A 19,643-nucleotide genomic window follows, 5' to 3' on the forward strand; every position below is an offset into this window, starting at 1 on the left:
GCGATGCTTACGCGACGTTTGTGGCGGCTTTAGTTGACGAATGTCGCTCCGACAAACGCCTGATTTTCTTGCTTCTTTTAAGCTCCTCCTGCGACACAAACCGCTTGACACCTGCCTTCGGAGGGCAACGCTCTATCCAGCTGAGCTACGGGTGCCTGGACGTTACATAGCGAAGGGCCGGCGGTCCCGCAATGGCTCGATCTTCGCGGGTCAGCGCGCGATCCGCATCACCCGGCCGTCCAGCTCCGTCAGGTCGCGCGAGCCGAGGAAGGCGAGATTGCGGTGGATTTCGCTGCGCAGCAGATCGACCGCGCGGCGCACGCCGGGCTCCTGCCCGATTGCCGCGGCATACAGGAAGGGTCGGCCGACGAACACGAAATCGGCGCCGAGCGCGAGCGCCTTGATCACGTCGGTGCCGCGGCGAATGCCGCCGTCGAGCATGACGGCCATGCGCTGCGCGGTCTCTGCGATCCGCGGCAGCACCCGCAGCGGCGCCGCAGCCCCGTCGAGCTGCCGGCCGCCGTGATTGGAAACGATCACGCCGTCGCATCCGATTTGCCGGGCGATGTCCGCATCCGAGGGCGAGAGAATGCCTTTCACGATCAGCTTGCCCTGCCAGCGCTCGCGGATCCATTCCAGATCGTGCCACGACAGCGAGTCGCGCAGGAGCGTGCGGATCGCGTCATTCGAAAAAACCGCCACGCCTCGTTCCGCCGCCGAATTCTCGTAATGCGGCATGCCGTGATGCCGCAGCGTTCGCAGCGCATTGCCGAACAGCCAGCGCGGATGTGTCAGAGCGTCGAAGGCGAGCTTCGGGGTCGGGCGCAGCGGCGAAGTGTAGCCCGCCCGCACGAGGTTCTCGCGGTTGCCGCCGAGCGGGACGTCGGCGGTGACGACGAGATGGCGATAGCCGGCAGCCGTCACGCGATCGACCAGCGCGCCGATCGCATCGCGTTCCACCGGCAGATAGGCCTGGAACCAGGCACGCGGATTGGCTTTGGCCACGTCTTCCATCCGCACCAGCGATGAACCGCTCAGGATGAAGGGGACGTTTTCCGCAGCGGCGGCGGAGGCGAGCGCGAGATCGGCGCGATAGGCGGCAAGGCCGGCGCCGCCCATCGGCGCGATTCCGAATGGCGCGCTGTAGCTTTCGTCGAACAGCGACTTCGCGGTCGTCCGCATGGAGACGTCGATCAGGACGCGTGGATGGAAGTCGTATTCCGCGAACGCAGCCCGGTTATCGTGCCGCGACGCGTTGGTTTCTACTCCGCCGGAAACATAAGCGAAAATGCAATGCGGCAGGTGGCGCTCGGCTGCGGGCTCGAGGTCTTCGAGCGAGAGGATGTCGCGCAGCCGGCGCGTCAGCGCCGGTGGCCCGGCAACGGCCGGATTGCGTGTCGTGTCACGCATCGCAGAGCACCTTGTCGAACCGCTCGCGGAAGCGTGGCAGCACTTCGGGATTGAGCATGCGCTGCGGCTTGCCGCCGCGCAGGATGTCGATCAGCTGTTCCGCGGCCATCACAGCGAGCCGCCGCCGTGCCGCATGGGTCACGCCCGCGGTATGCGGGCTGGCGATCACGGTTTTCAGCGAGAGCAAAGGATGATCCGGGGGCGGCGGCTCCTGTTCCCAGACGTCGATGCCTGCGCCGGCGAGGTGGCCCGATGTCAGCGCCGCGTAGAGCGCCGCTTCGTCATGGATTCCGCCACGCGCCGCGGTCACGAAGAAGGCGCCCTTCTTCATCCGTGCGTATTCGCGTTCGCCGATCATGCGCCGCGTCTGCGCGGTGAGCGGACAATGGACGGAAACGAAATCCGATACGCGCAACAGCTCCGGCAATTCGACCTTGCGCGCGCCGCGCGCGGCGATGGCATCGGCGCCGACATACGGATCATGGGCGAGCACCGTCATCGCAAACAGGCCGCTGCATAATTCCGCCACCCGCGTGCCGGTATTGCCAAAGCCGATGACGCCCACGGTCTTGCCGTAGAGGTCGTCCCCCATATAGGCCACGCGATCGTCGATTCGCGCGATCCGCATCGCCCGGTCGGTCTCGGCGATGCGCTTGGTGAGCGACAGCATCATGCCGAGCGTGTGCTCGCCAACCGCTTCGCGATTGCCGCCGGCCTGGTTTACGGCGATGACACCCGCTTCGGTGCAGGCCTCGACATCGATTGCGTCGAAGCCGGCTCCGCTCGCGGACACGACCAGCACCTGCGGGCATTGCGCCAGCAATTCGCGCGACACCAGCAGATGGTCCGGGATGTCCGATCGCGCGGAATCGATCTGGATCGCGTGCGCCTGCGCCAGCGTGTCACGCAGCGCGCCGAGCGGCCTGCTCCGGTCGATCCGGGTGAGCGACAGATCGGCGCAGGCCGCGATCGTCCGATCGAAGGCCGCGTCGATATAATTGCCAATAAACGCTATTCGCTTCAGCATGTCCGCTCCCCGCTCCGGTGTAACAGGAGCGGGCACCGCGTCAATCGGGCCCGGCGCTTTGGCATTCGCCGTCATTCATTGTATGCATCGCGGGCAGGCTTCCGGGGGCCGCCAAGCGCATGTCAAAGATCGTCGAGCGGACGCTCGATTTCATCGAACTGTTTGCGGCCGAACGCCGTCCGCTGTCGCTGTCCGACATTTCGCGGCTGCTCGGCATTCCAGCCTCGAGCTGCCACGATGTGCTGCGGGCGCTGCTGGCGCGGGGCTATATCTACGAAGTCGGTCCGCGTGCGGGTTTTTTTCCGACCGTCCGCTTGTTCAATCTGGCGAAGATCATTGCGGAGCATGATCCCATCCTTGTGCGCGCGGAGATGCTGCTGCGCGAGGTGCGCGACACCATCGACGAGTCCGTCTCGCTCGCCAAGGCCGGCCGGTCCAACGCCACCTATCTGCTGATTTTCGAGCCGAGTCACCCGTTGCGTTTCATGGTGGAAGTCGGGTCCGAAGTGCGCAGCCTGCATGCGACCTCCGCCGGCAAGGCCTATCTCGGCAGCCTGAGCGCGGAACGATTCGAGGCCTATCTGAAGGCGGAAAGGCTCGCGCCGATGACCGCGAAGACCATCCGTTCCAAATCGGCGCTGCGCGAGGAGATCGAGCAGTCGAAGAAGCGCGGCTATTTTCTCAACCGCGAGGAAAGCGTCGAGGATGCGACCACGGTGTCGTCGCTGTTCCGCTGGAACGGCGCGGACTACATCGTCACCATCGCGGGACCGACGTCCCGGATGGCAGGCAAGCTCGATCAGGCCGCGAAACTCGCGATGGAGGCGTGCCGCGCGCTGGGCGAACCTGCGGGTCTGTAGCGCGCAGGGCTCACGTTTGACTCCCGGTCCGCAGCCTTTTAGATATTCGAGATAGCGTTGCATATTTCGTAATAGCGAATTTCGGAGGAGCTGGGTGGGAACGTCCGGAACACCCGAGCAGGCGATCCAGAAAGGTCCCGATGCCTCGACGGGCCCACTGTCGGGCATCCGCGTGATCGACCTGACCACGGTGGTGATGGGACCGTCGGCCACGCAGATTCTCGGCGATCTCGGCGCCGACGTGATCAAGGTCGAATCCGCCGGCGGCGATTCCATGCGCTGGGTCGGACCCAACCGCACCGAGGGCATGGGCCCGCTCTATCTCAACGCCAACCGCAACAAGCGCAGCGTCGTCCTCGACCTGAAGGACGCGCAGGATCGCGACGCGCTGCTCTCGCTCCTGCCCTCGGCGGACGTGTTCGTCTCCAACATGCGGCCGCAGGCGATGGCGCGGCTGGGGCTCGGCTACGACGCGATCCGCGCGGTGAAGCCCGACATCGTCTATTGCCTCGCGGTCGGCTACGGCTCGGACGGACCCAATGCCGGCCAGGCGGTGTATGACGATCTCACCCAGGCCGCGTCCGGCATCGCCGGCCTGTTCCAGGCGATCGACGGCGCGCCGCGCTATGCGCCGGTCAATATCTGCGACCGTGTGGTCGGGCTCTATCTCGCGATCTCCATCATCAGTGCGCTGCATCACCGCGCGATCACCGGCGAAGGCCAGCAGATCGAGGTGCCGATGCTGGAGACCATGGCGCAGTTCGTGCTCGCCGATCACATGGGCGGTGGCGCCTTTGTGCCGCCGCTCGGCAATATGGGCTACAAGCGGCTGATGTCGCGCGTGCGAGGACCGTATCCGACCAGGGACGGCCATCTCGCGCTGGTGGTCTATGCCGACAAGCAATGGCGCGCGTTTTCGGCGCTGGTCGGCGAGCCCGACCTGATGGACACCGATCCGCGCTTTCGGACGCAGGAAGCGCGCACCCAGCATTCCGAGGAGATGGGGCATTATCTGAAGGCGCGACTGCCGCAGAAGACCACCGCGGAATGGATCGCAGCCTTGCGCGCCGCCGATATACCGGCGCATGCCGTGAACCGGCTTGAGGATCTGTTCGACGATCCGCATCTGAAAGCGGTGCGGATGTTTTCCGAGATGGAGCACCCGACCGAAGGCGTGCTCAAGGTCGCGCGCTTCCCGGTGAAATTCTCCAGGACGCCGGCTTCGATCCGCCGTCTCGCCCCCAATCTCGGCGAGCACACCGACGAAGTCCTGCCGGAACGCGCGAAGAAGCGGGCCGTCATATCCGCATCCAAGTCCAAAGCAAGTGCCAAAACCGGTATCGGGAGCTGACGCAAGTGAAGACCTTCGACGCGCTGTGCAACACGCCGGAACGGCGCGAGATCCGCGACGCGATCCGCGCCATCTGCGACCGCTTCGACGATTCCTACTGGCTGGAGAAGGACAAGACGCATTCGTTCCCGTTCGAATTCGGGAAGGCCATCGCCGACGGCGGCTGGCTCGGCATTGCGATGCCGGAGGAATATGGCGGCGCGGGGCTTGGCGTCACCGAAGCCGCGATCATGATGCAGGAGGTGGCGCATTCGGCCGGCGCCTTCGCGGCCTGCTCGACCATCCACATCAACATTTTTGGACTGCATTCCATCGTCAAGCACGGCACCGACGCGCAGAAGAAGGCGTGGCTGCCCTCGATCATCGACGGATCGTCACGCACCTGCTTCGGCGTCACCGAGCCCGACGCCGGTCTCGATACCTCCAAGATCAAGACCCGCGCCGTGCTGAAGGGCGACCGCTACATCGTCAACGGCAAGAAAATATGGACCTCGACCGCGCAGCAGGCCGACAAGATCGTCCTCCTTGCGCGCACCATCCCGATCGAGGAATGCAGGAAGCCGACCGATGGCCTGACGCTGTTCTATACCGACTTCGACCGCACGAAGATCGAGGTGCGTGAAATCCTCAAGATGGGCCGGCACGCGGTCAATTCGAACCAGACCTTCTACGACAATTACGAAGTGCCGGTGGAGCATCGCATCGGCGAGGACGGCAAGGGCTTTCGCTACATTCTCGACAGCCTCAATCCGGAGCGTGTGCTGAATGCGGCCGAATGCGTCGGCATCGGACGGCGCTGCCTCGAGCGCGCGGTGAACTATGCCGGCGAGCGCGTGGTGTTCGGCCGCCCGATCGGACAGAACCAGTCGATCCAGCATCCGCTGGCGGAGAACTGGTCCGAATTGCTGGCGGCGGAATTGCTCACCCTGCATGCGGCCGAATTGTACGATTCCGGTCAGCCCTGCGGCGCGCAGGCCAACGCGGCGAAATATCTGGCCGCCGACGCTGCCTTCAAGGCCGCAGACCAGGCTGTGCGCACCCATGGCGGCATGGGCTATGCGGCCGAATTCCATGTCGAGCGCTATTTCCGCGAGGCCGTGGTGATGCGGCTGGCGCCAGTGTCGCGCGAGATGGTGCTGAACTTCATCGCCGAGCGCGAACTCGGCCTGCCGAAGTCGTATTGAGGCCAAGCGCGTGGCCGAAAAAGTCATCAATATCGGCGGCGCGTCGGGCGCCTGGGGCGACAGTCCCATGGCGATCCCGCAATTGCTGACGGCCGACGTCCATTACCTGATGATGGATTATCTCGCCGAGGTGACGATGTCGCTTCTGGCGCGCGCGCGCATGAAGGACGCCAATGCCGGCTTCCCGCCGGACTTCGTCGCCTATCTGAAACCTCATCTGGCCGAGATCGCCAGGCGCAGGATCAGGGTCGTCAGCAATGGCGGCGCGGTCAATCCGCAAGGCGCCAAGCGCGCGCTGGAAGCTTTGTGCGCCGAACTCGGCCTGTCGCTGAAGATCGCCGTCGTTGAAGGCGACGACGTGATGGCGCGGATCGATCAGCTTCGCGAGACCACGCGCGAAGCATCGACTGGCGAAAAGCTGCCGCCGAAGCTGCTCACCGCCAATGCCTATCTCGGCGCGCTGCCGATCGCGGCGGCACTCGATCGCGGCGCCGACATCGTCATCACCGGTCGCTGTGCGGATTCGGCGCTGGCGCTCGGTATTCTCATCCACGAATTCGGCTGGTCGGCCGATGACTATGACAAGCTCGCTGCGGGGAGTCTCGTCGGCCATATCCTGGAATGCGGGCCGCAATCGACCGGCGGCGTGCATACCGACTGGGACAAGGTGCCCGGCTGGGAGAATATCGGTTATCCGGTCGCCTCCTGCAGAATCGACGGCAGCTTCGTCTTGTGGAAGCCGGACAGCACCGGCGGCCTGATCGTGCCCGCCACCGTTGCGGAACAGGTGCTGTACGAGGTCGGCGATCCGGCAGCCTACATGCTTCCGGATGTTGTCGCGGACTTTACGCAAGTGAAGCTGGAACAGGTCGGCGATAACCGCGTGCGTGTGTCGGGCGCAAAAGGCCATCCGCCGACGTCGCAATACAAGGTCTCGGCGACATTTCAGGACGGCTGGCGCGGCGTTGCCGCCGTGCCGATCGTCGGGACGGATGCGGTCGCGAAGGCTGAACGGACGGCCGAGGCGCTGCTCGCGCGTGCGCGGATGCTGTTCCGCCAGCGCCAGCTTCCGGACTTCACCGCGACACACACGGAAGTGCTGGGTTCCGAATCCGCCTACGGCCCGAAGGCGAGGGCTCGGCACACCCGTGAAGTGCTGCTGCGTCTGGTGGTCGATCATGCCGATCGCGAGGCGATCGACATCTTTGCGCGCGAACTCGGCTCGGTGGGGATCAGCTTTGCGCAGGGCACCACGGGTATTTTCTCAGGGCGTCCGAAACCAACGCCTGTGGTGCGGCTGTTCACGTTCTTTGTCGACAAGGCGGTGCTTGGCGCGCCGAAAGTGCAGATCGGCGATGACGATCCGTTTATCGTCGGCGTGCCGATTCAGGGCGGCTATATCGCATCCGCTGAAACGGCCGCTGTGCCCGCGGCAGCGGCTCCCGATGGCCCGACCGTCGATGTCGACCTGCGATCACTGGCGGTGGCGCGCTCCGGGGACAAGGGCAATAGTTCCAACATCGCGATCATCGCCCGAGATCCGAAATACGTGCCGCTTCTTCGGCGTGAGGTGACGCCGGAGAAAATGGCGGCACATTTCGAGGGTCTCGTGCATGGCAGCGTCACGCGTTTCGAGGCACCGGGATTGCATGCCTTCAATTTCCTTCTGGAAGATGCGCTTGGCGGCGGCGGCATGGCGTCGCGGCGCATCGATCCGCAGGGCAAGGCTTTTGGCCAGATGGCGCTGGAGATGAAGATCAGGGTGCCGCGCGCGGTGGCGCAGGAACTGGAGCGCTAGCGTTGCGCATCTGCATTTACGGCGCTGGCGCCAGCGGCGGTCATTTTGCCGTAAGGCTTGCGCGCGCGGGCCATGACGTTTCGGTGATCGCGCGCGGACCGCATCTGGCGGCGATCCGGCAAAACGGCCTGCAACTCAAGTCCGGCCATGACGTGCTCTCCTCCGTGGTGGCCGCAAGCGACATGCCGAACGCGCTGGGTCCGCAGGACCTCGTGATCGTCGCCACCAAGGCCACCGCGCTACCGACCATTGCCCAGAATATTGCCCCGCTCGTCGGCGAGGATACGCTGGTGCTATTCCCGCAAAACGGCATGACCTGGTGGTATCCGGTCGGGCTGCCGGCGCGGCATCCGGCGCCGCCCGTGATTCCGATCTTCGGTCTGGCGAGGCCGTTCCTCGCGGCAATGCGGCCCGACCAGGTGCTCGGGGGGATCATCTATTCGGCTAACGAGGTCGAGGCGCCGGGGGTGATCAAGAATAATTCGCCCGCCCATAACCGGCTTGAGATCGCGGCTATCGACACCGTCTCCGCTGATTCCCGCGAAGGCGGGAATCCAGCGCAAGACTCTGGTTCCCCGCATTCGCGGGGACGAGCGGATGCACCGGAGCGGATCGCCGCCATCCGCAATGCCCTTGCGCAGGCCGGGATTCTCTCACCCGATCCAGGCGATATCCGCGCTGCGGTCTGGACCAAGCTCGTGAACAACATGAGCGGCTCGACCATCGGGCTCGCCACCCGCAGCACCTCGGATGGCGCCGGCAAGGATGTGGCCCTGTCCGAAATCTACCGCCGCCTCATGCGCGAGGGCCTGAGCATCGCCGCCGCGCACGGCTACCCGCTCGACCTCGATCCGGACCGCATGCTGGCGCGGCTGCTCAATCACAAGGCGTCGATCCTGCAGGATTATGAGCAGCGCCGGCCGATGGAGATCGCCGAAATCGTGCTGGCACCGCTCGCTTTCGCCCGCGCAGCCGGGCTCGCGACGCCGACGCTCGATACGGTAGCCGCGATTGTCACCAAGCTCGCAAAGGATCGCGGGCTGGTCAGCGCGGATGTGGAGGTTGCGCTGTAGCCCGCATGAGCGCGGTGACATGCGGCATCGCAATCCCGGATGTCGCGGAGTTTATCATCGGGCCGCGCTCCGCGCGGACCCGTTGGCTTGTCCGGCCTACGAGCCGCGCGGGATCGCGGGTTACTTCTGCGTCACCACGATGAAATCCGTGTACAGCCCGGTCTCGTAGCCGAGGCCGTGATCCGACACGATCATTGACGCGCCTGCCGCGACATATTCGGAGATGCGGTCGACCACATCCGGTGCGATCTCGATGCGGTCGAGTGCGGCCTTGGCGCTCAGGCTTGGCAGCGGCTCGGGCGACTTGCCCTGCGGCTTCACCGGCACTTCGATGCGACGCCCGCGCCGGTCGACCTCGATCCGGGTCTTGACCTTCTGTGCCTTCGGAAGTTCCGGGGGCAGCGTGACAGCGACCCAGCGCAATGGCTTGTCGCCGCCGTCCTGTTCAAGCGCGGTGAAGACATGGGTGCCGAAATTCGGCTTGTCGTCCTTGAATGTCACCGGCGCGCTGAACAGCGGGATGAAATGCTGGCGGACGTAAAGCTTCTTGTCCTTCTTGCTGATGAAGACCGTGATGGCGCCCTTCGGCGGCGCCTTCTTCTGCTTGGCTTCGAGAGATTGTGCGAAGCTCGCGAGGATCGGCTCCGGGATTTCGGCGGGCTGCGGGTAGATCGACGCGGTTACGTCCGGCTTGACCGGCTCGTCGGATGGCGCGGGTGCTGCCAATTGGGGCTTTGCGGCGTCTCCGGCGAGTGTCGGCGCCGGAACGCCGGATCGCGCGGCTTCCACCGAGGCGGACAGGTCGCGCATGGTCGGCTGATCGGGCTTCGCCGGCGCTTCTGCCGCCGCCGCAGGCTCCGCGGGCTGTCCGCTCTCGGACCCGCCGTCGGCGCGCGCCCCGGAGGCATCGGTGAAAATGACCGGCATGTCCGCCCTGAGCAGGCGCGCCGGCGTCGTGGTGTCGAAGGTCTTTCGCAGTTCCGGAATGGTCTCGACGGTCGCAGGTGCGGATTTCGGCTGGAACAGCAGGTCATGCGCCACGTCGAACGGCTCGACATCCTCGCGCGATACGATCACGCGGGTGTTCATCTTGATCGTGCGCCAGAGAAAGTTCGCGTATTGCTCCGGCAGGCGAATGCAACCGTGTGACGCCGGATAGCCGGGCAGCGCACCCTGATGCAGGGCGATGCCCGACCACGTGAGCCGCTGCATATAGGGCATCGGCGCACCGCTATAGATGTTCGAGCGATGGTGCCGGTTGCGCTGGATGATGCTGAACACGCCGTGCGGCGTCGGATGCGTGGCGGTGCCGGTCGAGACCGGCGACTGCGACACGAGCTTGCCCCCCGCATAAAACGACGCGCGCTGCGACTTGACGGATACGATCAGCATGTGCGGGCCGGGCGGGGGCGGCGCTTCCTTCACCGGCTTGGCAGTCTGCTGGACGGGTGCCCGGGTCGCCCTCCGGGGCGTCAGCCGGTTCCGCGGTTCCGTGCGCCGCGCCTCAAAGCGTCCCGGGGGTCCCTGGAACCGCTGAACCGGTGTTTCCCTCAGGAAAAAGCGATCCTGGGCCTCGGCCTGGGGCGATGCCAGGCCGACGACCATCAGCGCCAGCATACTCACGCCCGCGAGCTGCCCTGTCTTCTGCAGCCCCAAAACAACACGCTTGCTACGCACGGTTCGATTCCCTGCCCTCGAAAACCGCATCCTACCCCCCGAATCCGAACATAATATTAGTGGATGCAACTTTCACGGTCACCTCCGGGCCGCCTGGCCGGATCATTCGGTTCGCCAGTGTTGCATTTACGGTAAATATCTGACCGTTAGCAGGCAGAACGGCTCCACTAGGGAGAGCACCATGAGTCAGGCCGCAGAACAGCTGCAAGTCCAGCGCCCCGGGTCCATCAAGGACGCGCATTTCGACTGGGAAGACCCGCTCGATCTGGAGGGTGAACTCACCGAGGAAGAGCGCATGGTGCGCGATACCGCGCAAGGCTATGCACAAGATAAATTGATGCCGCGAATCATCGAGGCCTATCGCAGCGAAAGCGTCGACCGTGATCTTCTGCCGGAGATGGGTGCGCTCGGGCTTCTCGGCCCGACGATCCCCGAAGAATATGGCGGAGCCGGACTGGGCTACGTTGCCTATGGTCTGATCACCCGGGAGATCGAGCGCGTCGATTCGGGCTACCGCTCCACATTGTCGGTGCAATCCTCGCTGGTGATGTACCCGATCTATGCCTACGGCACCGAGGCGCAGAAGAAGAAATACCTGCCGAAGCTTGCCTCGGGCGAGATGGTCGGCTGCTTCGGTCTGACCGAGCCGGATCACGGGTCCGATCCGGGCTCGATGGTGACGCGGGCGGAGAAGGTGCCGAATGGCTACCGGCTGACCGGCGCCAAGATGTGGATCTCGAATTCGCCGATCGCCGATATCGCGATCGTCTGGGCGAAGCTCGACGGCAAGATCCGCGGCTTCGTGGTCGAGCGCGGGACCGAAGGCTTTTCCACGCCGAAGATCGAAGGCAAGCTTTCGCTGCGCGCGTCGGTCACCGGTGAAATCGTTCTGGATAGCGCCTTCGTGCCGGAGGATGCCCTGCTGCCGAACGTGTCGGGCCTGGCCGGTCCCTTCGGCTGCCTGAACAACGCGCGCTATGGCATCGCCTGGGGCTCGCTGGGCGCTGCCGAATTCTGCTGGCATGCCGCCCGCCAATACACGCTTGACCGCAAGCAGTTCGGACGGCCACTTGCCGCCAACCAGCTTGTCCAGAAAAAGCTCGCCGACATGCAGACCGAAATCACGCTCGGGTTGCACGGCGCGCTGCGCCTCGGCCGCCTCATCGAGGAAGGCCGCGCGGCGCCGCCGTCGATTTCGCTGATGAAGCGCAACAATTGCGGCAAGGCGCTCGACATTGCACGCGTCGCCCGCGACATGCATGGCGGCAACGGGATCGCCGACGAGTTCCATGTGATGCGCCATGTCGCCAATCTGGAAACGGTCAACACCTACGAGGGCACGCACGATATCCACGCGCTGATCCTCGGCCGCGCCCAGACCGGGATTCAGGCCTTCTTCTGATCCCCACGGTGGCGCGCATACCACGCCTGTGATGCCCGGCCTTGTGCCGGGCATCCACGTCTCTAAAGCAGTCTCACAGCAAAGACGCGAGCGGCCGGCGCAAGCGGGCCCTGACTTACATGGTTCGATGATCGATATCGCTACGGCTGCGTTACTGAGTGCCGCCGGACTTGCCGGCGGCACCATTGCGTCGCTTGCCGGCGGGGCGGCCATGATCACGTTTCCGGCGCTGCTGGCCGCGGGTCTGACGCCGATATCGGCGATCGCTTCCAATATGGCGGCCCTGATGCCGGGCAGCCTGGTCGCGGCGTTGTCCGACCGCAGTCAATTGCCGCCGCTCGACCGCGGCTTTGCCGGGCTGGTGCTCGCGTCCGTCATCGGGGCGGGAATCGGCGCTGCGCTGCTGATGATGACCTCAAACCACGTGTTCGAAATTCTGGTCCCGCTGCTGATCGGCTTTGCGACCGTTCTGTTCGCGTTCGGCGAACGGATCACCGCCACGCTGCGCCGGCGCTCGCTTGCCAGGCATGGCCGCGAGCCCGAGATCAAGCTGACCTCGATCCCGATGCTGCTGCCGGTGTCGGTCTATGGCGGCTATTTCGGCGCCGGTCTCGGCGTGCTGCTTGTCGCAGTCCTGCAACTCGCGACGTCGGGACAATACCGGCCGGCCAATGCCACCAAGAATCTGGTGGCCGCCCTGAATGGGTCGGTGGCCGTGACGGTGTTCGCCGTCAAGGGCAGCATCGACTGGCCGGCGACACTCGTCATGATGTCCGGCGCGCTGATCGGCTCCCTGATCGGCGCGCGCATCGCGCGCCATGCCCCGCGCGAGGTGATGCGCTGGGCGGTGACGCTGATCGGCGTTGCACTGACCCTCGTATATGCGCGTCTGTACTGGTTTTGACGGGCGGCTTCGCCTGCCTGGACAGACCGCCCGACTATTTGCCCGTCAGGTCGCACAATTCCACGAGCCGCGTGGTCATCGCGCTCATCGGATCGGCCAGTGGCGCCACCACATTGAAATGGTGCTTCCCGGGCACCGCTTCGTAACGCGTCTGCACGCCGGCGGCGCCCCACGTATCGGCCATGACCCGCGACAGCCGGATGAATTCCGGCAATTCGTCGCCGCCGACCACGATGTCGAGCACACGGCCGTCCGGGGCCGGCCAGAACAGCGGCGAGGCCGCTCGCGCCGAGGACTCATCGAGCCTGAAATCGACGTTCATGTCGGTGTCGACGAGGCCGGCAAGGTCGAACACGCCGGATATGGCATAGCCTGCCGGAACGAGGTCGGCGGGTGCGGTTACGTCGAGCGAGGGCCAGTCGGTCGCCATCATGCAGGCGGTCAGATGGCCTCCGGCGGAATGGCCGTAGACCATGATGCGCCGGCCGTAGCGCTTCCACAGGAACAGGACGGCGTTGCGCATCTCCTCGATGATCTGTGCGATCGAGACCTGCGGAGCAAGGTCGTATCCCGCGACCGCAACCGTGACCCCATGCGCGCTCAGTCCGCGCGCGAGATGGCTGTGCTCCTTCGGGCTCATCGCGCGCCAATAGCCGCCGTGAATGAACAGGGCGACCGGCGCCTGCGGGTCTTTCGCCTTGAACAGATCGACATATTGCCGCTCGGTCGGGCCGAAGCGCACGTCCAGTTCGGCGCGTCCCTGCTGCGCCATTGCCTCGCGATAGGCGGCGCCATCACGCTGCCATTGCGCAACGATGTCGGGGAAATCGGCGACGGCCGCGCGGTTGTTGTAGGCTGCGCTGTTGTCGGTCGCCATCGGATACTCCCGCCAGACAGCGCGCGATCCGCAAAAGTGGGCAGCGGTTTTGCGTCAGGATCGCGCGCCAGATTGTAGCCAAAAACCGGCGGGAGATTGCTTCAGCGAAGCGCCAAGTGCAAGCAATCAACGCCTGATTTGCGCCTTCAGCGTGGACTGCACCGCGCGGTCGAAGGAATCGCCGGTGCGTACCGGCTCTTTCTTCTGCCGGTCCGCGATGAAGGCGTCGCGTCTGGTGACGAGCTCCGTCATCCGCGCGGTCAGCGCCGTGCGCTCGGTTGCACGTTTCGTGACCATGATCTGCCGGGCCGCGGGCGGCAGTGCGCGCAGTTCATCCGGAAGCTCGTTTTCGTCGACAGCCGAAAGCGCCTTGCGGCCGGCGGCGACATCCGCGACGAGATCGCCATCACCGGTGATGGTCTCCCCGGCATTCGCCTTGCGGCTGCGCTTGTTGAGATAGCCGGCCATGTCGGCCGCCGACGACGGCGACGCCGCCGCGACGCTCGTCACCTGCCGGGTCTTCTGCTCGACGCTGGAGCGCCTGGTGCGCGGGCCATAGGGAATGACCGTCCCGTTCAGCTTTTCCTGCAGTTCGATGATCTCGATATCGAACGGCGTCTCGATCACGACGAGCTTGCCGCCGTCCTGCGGGATCGGGATGTAGTCGCCGCCGCCCATCTGGGCGATTTCACGCCAGGTCCGGGTGGTATCGCGCGCCTCGCCGGCCTGCACGGCGTTGACGACGATGTCGCGCTCGCGCGCAATTTTCATCACCTGCGGGTATTTCATGTCCTGCTTGTAGTCCATGTGCGGCGGGGCGTCGCCGACCAGGAACACGATACGGCTGATCTCCGGCCCCTGGGTCCAGGACAGCTTGGTGATGCCCTCATGCAACGCCTCGTTGACGCTTTCCGGCCAGTCGCCGCCGCCACGGGCCTTGAGTTCAAGCAGGCGTGCATACAGGTCCTGGATGTCGGCGGTGAGTTCGATCCGCTGCGTGACATATTCGTCGCCGATGTCGCGATAGGCGATCAGGCCCATGCGAATATCGGCGCCGGGATTTTCGTCGACGATCGTGGTCGCGATCGACCAGATCTTGCGCTTGGCGCCTTCGATCAGGGACGCCATCGAGCCCGTGGTATCGAGGACGAAGGCGACCTCCACGGCAGGCCTGGCATGGGCGGCGGAGGTCATCAGGCAGGACGCAACAACAAGAGCGGGCGCAAGCGCCCGCGCGAGCAAGCCATTCATGGCTTCACCTCTTGGTATGTGTAACGTCCCCGGCGGAACCTTGCCCAGCCATCGCGACGGCTTCGCGCCGCAATTGTGGCGGTGCACCGGCGGATTTCCGGCAGTCCTGCAAATTTGCTTCCGCTGTGCCGGGGAACGGGTTTATCTGTCGGCCATGAGGATCAACGGCACAGCGACACGCAGCGTCTGGCTCGAGCCGGACGGCTGGTCGGTCGGCATTCTCGACCAGACGCTGCTGCCCTGGCGCGTCGAACGGCTGCAACTGCGCAGCGCGGCCGATGCCGCGCATGCGATCGCCAGCATGCAGACGCGCGGTGCCCCGCTGATCGGCGCGGTCGCGGCCTACGGGCTTGCGCTGGCGCTGCGCGATGACGCCTCCGATGACAATCTTGCGCGCGCCTATGCGGCGTTGCTCGCTTCGCGGCCGACCGCGATCAACCTGAAATGGGCACTGGATGACGTTTCGGCGCAGGTTCGTGATCTTCCGCGCGCCGAGCGCGCGCAGGCGGCCTACCGGCGAGCCGCCGCGATCTGCGATGAGGATGTCGCGATCAACCAGGCGATCGGACGGCACGGCCTGAAGTTGATCGAGGCCATCGCCGCGCGCAAGAAGCCGGATGAGCCCGTCAACATCCTGACCCATTGCAATGCCGGATGGCTTGCGACCGTCGATCTCGGCACCGCGACGGCGCCGATCTACACCGCACATGACAGCGGCATGCCTGTGCACGTCTTCGTCGACGAAACCCGCCCGCGCAATCAGGGTGCCTCGCTTACTGCCTTCGAGCTCGGCCAGCACGGCGTGCCGCATACCGTGATCGCGGACAATGTCGGCGGCCATCTGATGCAGCACGGGCAGGTCGACATGGTGATCGTCGGCACCGACCGCACCACCGGGCAGGGCGACGTATGCAACAAGATCGGCACCTATCTGAAGGCGCTGGCTGCGCACGACAACGCGGTGCCGTTCTATGTCGGCCTGCCGTCGCCGACGATCGACTTCGGCGTAAGACACGGCGTTGCCGAAGTTCCCATCGAACAACGCGGCGCGGCCGAGGTTGCAACCATCACCGGGCGGACCGCAGACGGCCGTATCGAGACCGTGACCATCGTGCCGGACGGATCGGCGGTCGCAAATCCTGCCTTCGACGTGACGCCGGCGCGGCTCGTCACTGGTCTCATCACCGAGCGCGGCGTGATTGCTGCTTCGCGCGAGGCGCTGGAACGCACTTTTCCGGATCATCCGTCGCATCGGCGGCCGCAGGAGGCCGCCGAATGAGCGAACTGATCCGGCGCATTGCGGAAATGCCGGTCGACGGCCGGCAGTCGCAGACCGCGCTCACCGTCGCGCGCGGCACGATGCGGCTTCTGCTCTCGCACGGCTTCACCTGCGTCAGCGAATTGCCGCTGCCGTCGGGCCGGCGCGCCGACCTTGTCGGCATCGGGCGGAGCGGGGAAATCTGGATCGTGGAGATCAAGTCGTCGATTGCCGATTTCCGCGCCGACCAGAAATGGATGGATTACCGGATGCACTGCGACCGGCTGTTCTTCGCAACGACGGTCGAAGTGCCTTGCGAGATTTTCCCGAAGGATACCGGGCTGATCGTTGCCGACGGCTTCGGCGGTGACTTCGTGTGTGCGGCGCCCGAACACCGGTTGCCGCCTCCGACGCGCAAGGTGATGACATTGCGGATCGCGCAATGCGCATCGCTGCGGCTGCAGTCGCTGATCGATCCGGCCGGACCTTATGGAAATGAGATGGGGTAGCGCCGCGCGCGGTGCCCATGGCCGCAGGTGCGGTGCCAGTTATTGTGCCCTCTCCCCTCGAGGGAGAGGGCTACTCAATACTCGCTACGAGTCGTGATGGGTGAGGGGTCACGGTCCATCGGCAGACCGTAACCCCTCACCCATCAGAATGTGTTGAGATTTCGGCGCAGCCCTCTCCCGCAAGCGGAGAGGGCGCATATGCGAGCGCCGTGTTTGCGGCAAGAGCCCCGTGGGGCGTGGCATCTACCGCGGCGCGCGCTTCGCCAGGATACGCTGCAGGGTGCGGCGATGCATGTTGAGCTGACGCGCGGTCTCCGAAACGTTGCGGCCACACAATTCGTAGATACGCTGGATGTGCTCCCAGCGCACGCGGTCCGCCGACATCGGATTTTCCGGCGGCTCGGGCTTCCTGCCCTCGATCGACAGCAGCGCGTTGATCACGTCGTCCGCATCGGCAGGCTTTGCGAGATAATCCACCGCTCCGAGCTTCACCGCATTCACCGCGGTCGCGATATTCCCGTAGCCGGTCAGCACGATTCCGCGAGCGTCCGGACGTCTTCGCTTGAGGGCGGAAATCACGTCCAGCCCGTTGCCGTCGGCGAGACGCATATCGACCACGGCGAAGGCGGGCGCCGCACGCTCGACCTGCATGAGGCCCTCTGACACCGATTCGGCCGTGGTCACGGTAAAGCCGCGGCCCTCCATGGCGCGAGCGAGCCGCATCAGGAAGGACTTGTCGTCTTCGACGATCAGCAGCGAGCGTTCGCTCGGTATGGCCGGTGTCAGATTCATGGAACTCTCCGGGGCCGCCCTGTCCCCATACCTAAGCATTCGCGGCCTTCGGCTCAAGCTCGGCGACCGGGGCGAATTCGAACGCCTCCCGCGGCCAGCGGATCGCCACCACGGCGCCGCTCTCGGGCGCCGGTCTGTTGACGAAGGTCAATCTTGCGCCGGTACGCTCCAGCAGCGTTTTCGCAATGAAGAAGCCGAGCCCCATGCCGGTGTCGCCGGTCGCGTACATGCGCCGCAATCTGCGGCTGCGCACATAGGGCTCGCCGATCCGGCTGATGACCTCCGGCGCAAAGCCAGGTCCGTCATCGGCGATCACCACCGATACGGTATCGCCGGTCCAGTCCGCCGATATCTCCACGCGCTCGCGGGCGAAGTCGACCGCGTTCTCAACCAGATTGCCGAGCCCGTATAAAATCGCTGGATTGCGCGCGGCGAATGGTGGCGTCTGGCCGGACGGCATGTTCACCTCGATCGCGATGCCGAAATGGCGGTGCGGCTCGGCGACTTCCTGAAGCAGATTCGACAGCGGCAGGCGGCCGAACGGCTCGCCCTCGGCCGAGAGTTCGTTCAGCTTGGCCAGAATGTCGCGGCAGCGCTGGGCCTGCTCGCGCAACAGCCGGATGTCCTCGGCATGCGGCGATTTCGGGTCGATTTCGCGCTCGAGCTCGCGCGCGACCACCGAGATGGTCGAGAGCGGCGTGCCGAGCGCATGCGCGGCGGCTGCGGCCAGGCCGTCGATCTGCGTCAGATGCTGCTCGCGCGCCAGCACCAGTTCGGTTGCCGCCAGCGCATTGACGAGCTGGCGCGATTCCTCGCTGATCTGCCACGCATAGATGCTGATGAAGAAAATCGCGAGCGCGATCGAAAACCAGACGCCGAGCATGTAGACATTCGGCAGCACCGGCATCGGGCCGTATTCTTCCGACCATGGCAGCGGCTCGTGAAAGAAGATCAGCAGCGTCGTGCAGGCGATCGCGAACAGCCCGAGCAGCATGGTCATGCGCGCCGGCAATGCGGTGGCGGAGAGCAGCACCGGGCCGAGGAAGAAGAACGAGAACGGGTTGTCGAGCCCGCCGGTGAGATACATCAGGACCGCGAGCTGTCCGATGTCGAAGGCAAGCAACCAGGCCGCACGGCTCGGTTCCAGCCGGCGCGCCTGCTGGAAGCGGATCCGCAGCGCGATATTGAGCCAGGCCGACAGCACGATGACGGACAGGCAGGCGTAGATCGGCAGGTCGAATTCGAGGCCGAAATAGACCACCAGCACCGCCACCGTCTGGCCGATGATGGAGAGCCAGCGCAGCCGTACCAGCGTGTCCAGCCGCACGTTGCGGCGCGGCATGGGAAGGCGGTCGAGATCCATGGGCAGCATGCCTCACGTTCTAGTCAGGCGGCCCGTAGCACAAAACTGCGCCTTTGCGCGCAGCGTCAAACGGCCCACCAGGGCGGCCGGGGTTGCGCTTCCGGAAGCGGAGGCGCAAATCAGCGGATCAATCCGCCGGGACCGCCATGCCTGCTGCCGAACCCGCCATCGCGCTCGACCGCGCCGTCAAAATCTACAAGGGCGGCATGGCGGTGAACGGCATTTCCTTCGTGCTGGAGGCCGGATCGGTCACCGCGCTGCTGGGCGGGAACGGTGCCGGCAAGACGACCACCATCGCCATGATCATGGGGCTCGTGACCCCGACCTCCGGCCGCGTCGAGGTGCTCGGCGCGCAGATGCCGCGCCATCGCCATCGGGTGCTGCATCGGATGAATTTCGAAAGCCCCTACGTGGATATGCCGATGCGGCTGACGGTCCGGCAAAACCTCACGGTGTTCGGCCGGCTCTACGGCGTGCCCGATGTCGGCCAGCGCATCCGAGAGCTCGGCGCGCAATTCGATCTCAACGCGTTTCTCGACCGCCCCACTGGCAAGCTCTCGGCCGGCCAGAAGACGCGCGTATCGCTCGCCAAGGCGCTGCTCAACCATCCCGAAATCCTGTTGCTGGACGAGCCGACCGCTTCGCTCGATCCCGACACTGCCGACTGGGTGCGTGCCGAGCTCGAACGCTATCGCCGCGAACGCGCCGCCACCATCCTGCTCGCCTCGCACAACATGGCCGAGGTCGAGCGGCTGTGCGACCGCGTGATCATGATGAAGCGCGGCGAGATCGTCGACGACGCGCCGCCGGAGCGGCTGCTGGTGCGCTATGGACGGGAAAATCTCGAAGAGGTGTTTCTCGATATCGCGCGCGGCCGGCGGCAGGCGCAGGAGGCGGCATCGTGAAC

Annotated in this window: 17 protein-coding genes; 10 read left to right on the forward strand and 7 right to left on the reverse strand. The window is 65.2% G+C overall.

The features are described 5' to 3' along the window. Positions 1-210: 210 nt before the first annotated feature. On the reverse strand, positions 211-1,410 hold the full coding sequence (locus AB7F49_RS25065; protein ID WP_428527452.1) for an alpha-hydroxy acid oxidase: 1,200 nt from the start codon (positions 1,408-1,410) through the stop codon (positions 211-213). Then, the gene (locus tag AB7F49_RS25070; protein WP_428527454.1) at positions 1,403-2,437 is read right to left on the reverse strand and encodes a hydroxyacid dehydrogenase; all 1,035 of its coding nucleotides are present in this window, start codon (positions 2,435-2,437) and stop codon (positions 1,403-1,405) included. The genes AB7F49_RS25065 and AB7F49_RS25070 overlap by 8 nt, the downstream gene beginning before the upstream one ends. A gap of 119 nt (positions 2,438-2,556) precedes the next feature. Between AB7F49_RS25070 and AB7F49_RS25075 the strand changes: the two genes are divergently transcribed. The 5 genes from AB7F49_RS25075 (at position 2,557) to AB7F49_RS25095 (ending at position 8,703) form a co-directional block, all read left to right on the forward strand. Beyond that, positions 2,557-3,297 carry an IclR family transcriptional regulator gene (locus AB7F49_RS25075; protein WP_428527456.1) on the forward strand — a complete coding sequence of 247 codons (741 nt, stop codon included), beginning with the start codon at positions 2,557-2,559 and terminating at the stop codon, positions 3,295-3,297. A 94-nt stretch (positions 3,298-3,391) separates the two neighbouring features. After that, positions 3,392-4,648, forward strand: coding sequence for a CaiB/BaiF CoA transferase family protein (locus AB7F49_RS25080; RefSeq protein WP_428527458.1), 1,257 nt, complete (start codon positions 3,392-3,394; stop codon positions 4,646-4,648). A gap of 5 nt (positions 4,649-4,653) precedes the next feature. Next, a complete protein-coding gene (locus tag AB7F49_RS25085) occupies positions 4,654-5,832 on the forward strand; it encodes an acyl-CoA dehydrogenase family protein (RefSeq protein ID WP_428527460.1) in 1,179 nt (392 codons plus the stop codon). A gap of 10 nt (positions 5,833-5,842) precedes the next feature. Further along, complete coding sequence (locus tag AB7F49_RS25090; protein ID WP_428527462.1) at positions 5,843-7,630, forward strand: acyclic terpene utilization AtuA family protein; 1,788 nt, start codon at positions 5,843-5,845, stop codon at positions 7,628-7,630. A gap of 2 nt (positions 7,631-7,632) precedes the next feature. Further along, on the forward strand, positions 7,633-8,703 hold the full coding sequence (locus AB7F49_RS25095; RefSeq protein ID WP_428527464.1) for a ketopantoate reductase family protein: 1,071 nt from the start codon (positions 7,633-7,635) through the stop codon (positions 8,701-8,703). A gap of 120 nt (positions 8,704-8,823) precedes the next feature. Here AB7F49_RS25095 and AB7F49_RS25100 read toward each other — a convergent pair whose 3' ends face one another. Further along, the gene (locus AB7F49_RS25100; RefSeq protein ID WP_428527466.1) at positions 8,824-10,380 is read right to left on the reverse strand and encodes a L,D-transpeptidase; all 1,557 of its coding nucleotides are present in this window, start codon (positions 10,378-10,380) and stop codon (positions 8,824-8,826) included. Positions 10,381-10,561: 181 nt separating this feature from the next. On the opposite strand from AB7F49_RS25100, the gene AB7F49_RS25105 reads away from it, so the two are divergent. Together AB7F49_RS25105 and AB7F49_RS25110 are read left to right on the forward strand one after the other, a co-directional pair. Beyond that, positions 10,562-11,782, forward strand: a complete 1,221-nt coding sequence (locus AB7F49_RS25105) for an acyl-CoA dehydrogenase (protein WP_428527468.1) — start codon at positions 10,562-10,564, stop codon at positions 11,780-11,782. Between the two features lie 127 nt (positions 11,783-11,909). Next, the gene (locus AB7F49_RS25110) at positions 11,910-12,686 is read left to right on the forward strand and encodes a sulfite exporter TauE/SafE family protein (RefSeq protein WP_428527470.1); all 777 of its coding nucleotides are present in this window, start codon (positions 11,910-11,912) and stop codon (positions 12,684-12,686) included. A gap of 34 nt (positions 12,687-12,720) precedes the next feature. Here the strand turns inward: AB7F49_RS25110 and AB7F49_RS25115 are convergent, their stop codons facing one another. Both AB7F49_RS25115 and AB7F49_RS25120 read right to left on the reverse strand, forming a co-directional pair. Beyond that, positions 12,721-13,563: an alpha/beta hydrolase gene (locus AB7F49_RS25115; protein ID WP_428527472.1), complete on the reverse strand. Its 843-nt coding sequence runs from the start codon at positions 13,561-13,563 to the stop codon at positions 12,721-12,723. 126 nt (positions 13,564-13,689) lie between these two features. Next, entirely contained in the window at positions 13,690-14,814 is a 1,125-nt protein-coding gene (locus AB7F49_RS25120; RefSeq protein WP_428527474.1) for a vWA domain-containing protein, read from the reverse strand. A 154-nt stretch (positions 14,815-14,968) separates the two neighbouring features. On the opposite strand from AB7F49_RS25120, the gene mtnA reads away from it, so the two are divergent. Beyond that, on the forward strand, positions 14,969-16,093 hold the full coding sequence (mtnA, locus tag AB7F49_RS25125) for an S-methyl-5-thioribose-1-phosphate isomerase (protein WP_428527500.1): 1,125 nt from the start codon (positions 14,969-14,971) through the stop codon (positions 16,091-16,093). Continuing rightward, a complete protein-coding gene (locus tag AB7F49_RS25130; RefSeq protein ID WP_428527476.1) occupies positions 16,090-16,581 on the forward strand; it encodes an MmcB family DNA repair protein in 492 nt (163 codons plus the stop codon). The genes mtnA and AB7F49_RS25130 overlap by 4 nt, the downstream gene beginning before the upstream one ends. Positions 16,582-16,824: 243 nt before the next feature. Here the strand turns inward: AB7F49_RS25130 and AB7F49_RS25135 are convergent, their stop codons facing one another. Continuing rightward, positions 16,825-17,373 carry an ActR/PrrA/RegA family redox response regulator transcription factor gene (locus tag AB7F49_RS25135; RefSeq protein ID WP_428527478.1) on the reverse strand — a complete coding sequence of 183 codons (549 nt, stop codon included), beginning with the start codon at positions 17,371-17,373 and terminating at the stop codon, positions 16,825-16,827. A 31-nt stretch (positions 17,374-17,404) separates the two neighbouring features. Further along, a complete protein-coding gene (locus AB7F49_RS25140) occupies positions 17,405-18,745 on the reverse strand; it encodes an ActS/PrrB/RegB family redox-sensitive histidine kinase (RefSeq protein ID WP_428527480.1) in 1,341 nt (446 codons plus the stop codon). A gap of 137 nt (positions 18,746-18,882) precedes the next feature. Between AB7F49_RS25140 and AB7F49_RS25145 the strand changes: the two genes are divergently transcribed. Next, a complete protein-coding gene (locus tag AB7F49_RS25145) occupies positions 18,883-19,641 on the forward strand; it encodes an ABC transporter ATP-binding protein (protein WP_428527482.1) in 759 nt (252 codons plus the stop codon). Positions 19,642-19,643 lie beyond the last annotated feature (2 nt).

The sequence above is a fragment of the Pseudorhodoplanes sp. genome (assembly GCF_050250235.1).
Classification (GTDB): Bacteria; Pseudomonadota; Alphaproteobacteria; order Rhizobiales; family Xanthobacteraceae; genus Pseudorhodoplanes.

Coding starts and splice junctions, on each gene's coding strand:
- AB7F49_RS25120 (WP_428527474.1), bottom strand. CDS start 14,814: ATGAATGGCTTGCTCGCGCGGGCGCTTGCGCCCGCTCTTGTTGTTGCG.
- AB7F49_RS25110 (WP_428527470.1), top strand. CDS start 11,910: ATGATCGATATCGCTACGGCTGCGTTACTGAGTGCCGCCGGACTTGCC.
- AB7F49_RS25075 (WP_428527456.1), top strand. CDS start 2,557: ATGTCAAAGATCGTCGAGCGGACGCTCGATTTCATCGAACTGTTTGCG.
- AB7F49_RS25145 (WP_428527482.1), top strand. CDS start 18,883: ATGCCTGCTGCCGAACCCGCCATCGCGCTCGACCGCGCCGTCAAAATC.
- AB7F49_RS25130 (WP_428527476.1), top strand. CDS start 16,090: ATGAGCGAACTGATCCGGCGCATTGCGGAAATGCCGGTCGACGGCCGG.
- AB7F49_RS25065 (WP_428527452.1), bottom strand. CDS start 1,410: ATGCGTGACACGACACGCAATCCGGCCGTTGCCGGGCCACCGGCGCTG.
- mtnA (WP_428527500.1), top strand. CDS start 14,969: ATGAGGATCAACGGCACAGCGACACGCAGCGTCTGGCTCGAGCCGGAC.
- AB7F49_RS25115 (WP_428527472.1), bottom strand. CDS start 13,563: ATGGCGACCGACAACAGCGCAGCCTACAACAACCGCGCGGCCGTCGCC.
- AB7F49_RS25140 (WP_428527480.1), bottom strand. CDS start 18,745: ATGCTGCCCATGGATCTCGACCGCCTTCCCATGCCGCGCCGCAACGTG.
- AB7F49_RS25105 (WP_428527468.1), top strand. CDS start 10,562: ATGAGTCAGGCCGCAGAACAGCTGCAAGTCCAGCGCCCCGGGTCCATC.
- AB7F49_RS25070 (WP_428527454.1), bottom strand. CDS start 2,437: ATGCTGAAGCGAATAGCGTTTATTGGCAATTATATCGACGCGGCCTTC.
- AB7F49_RS25135 (WP_428527478.1), bottom strand. CDS start 17,373: ATGAATCTGACACCGGCCATACCGAGCGAACGCTCGCTGCTGATCGTC.